Annotated in this window: 1 pseudogene; it reads left to right on the top strand. The window is 77.8% G+C overall.

What is annotated here, in order from left to right:
• Nucleotides 1–141: 141 nt before the first annotated feature.
• Nucleotides 142–1,133 (top strand): annotated as a pseudogene (locus tag ACFW2E_RS14970) (hypothetical protein); the annotation flags it as partial.

A 1,133-nucleotide genomic window follows, 5' to 3' on the forward strand; every position in this document is an offset into this window, starting at 1 on the left:
GGGCCGCCGCCCCCGCCCGGGTCCCCCTCGGTACCGGACGAGCAGCCCCGCCCGCAGCCGACGGACACCGCGACGGACGACACCCCGACGCCTCCGCCTTCTCCGCCGCCCGACCCCTCGTTGAGTCCGCCCGGCCAACCGGTGCAGCCCGGCGCGTCGTTCACGGTGACCGGCGCGGACTTCGACTGCTCCGCGGACGAGGGGCGCGCGGGCCCGCTGACCCTCGCCGTGTCGGGGCAGCAGCCGGTGGATCTGACGGCCGACGACAGCGGGAGCTTCACCGGGTCCGTCACCGTCCCGTCCGACGCCTCGCCCGGCACGTACCGGCTGGCGGCGCGGTGCACGGCCGTGGACGGCGCGCCCGTCGCCGAAGGCACCTTCGAGGTCGCGGCGCGGCGCCTGCGCGACCCGTCGATCTCGCCGGCACCCGGCTCCGGCCCGCCGCGGACCCGGTTCACCGTCACCGGCGAGGACTTCCGCTGCGCCGGGGGAGCGGGCGTGGACATCCGCTGGGACGGGGAGCCGGTGGCGAACGGCACCCCCGGCGAGGACGGGACCTTCACCGTCACGCTCTCCGTCCCGGACTCGGCGGACGAGGGCGAGCACGAGGTGACGGCCGCCTGCGTGAGCCCGGGAGCGGTCCGGGCGGTGACGAGGTTCACCGTCGATCCGCCGGCCGTCAGCCCTCCGCCGGAGGACGGACACGACGTCACCATCCATCTGACCCGCTACCCCGCCCAGTGCACCCGCGGCGCCATCGTCATCGGCGGCCGCCGTCTGGACACCTGGCTGGACGAGGGCTCGCTCGAGGGCGATGCCGGGGCGGGCCGCTGGGAGTTCATCGACCTCCACGCCCACATCCCGGGCGACATGAGGGGGCACCGGGAGGTCGACCTGGACTGCCGGGGCCGGGCCCGGGAGGAGGCAGGCGAGATCACCCTGCCGCCGGTGGAGCAGCTGACCATGTTCGCGCTGCCCGGGGGATCGACCCCTCCCCCGGAAGGGAAGACGGGCGAGGTGGTCCCGTCGCCCCCGCACGGCGGCACCGGTGGAGGCTCCGCGCGCCGCCCGCGCGCCGGCGGGGGGCCCCCCCCCCCCCCCCCCCCCCCGGCCAGGCGCAGACCGCCCCCCCC

Origin of the sequence: Streptomyces sp. NPDC058964, from assembly GCF_042741275.1 — a bacterium.
GTDB lineage: Bacteria > Actinomycetota > Actinomycetes > Streptomycetales > Streptomycetaceae > Streptomyces.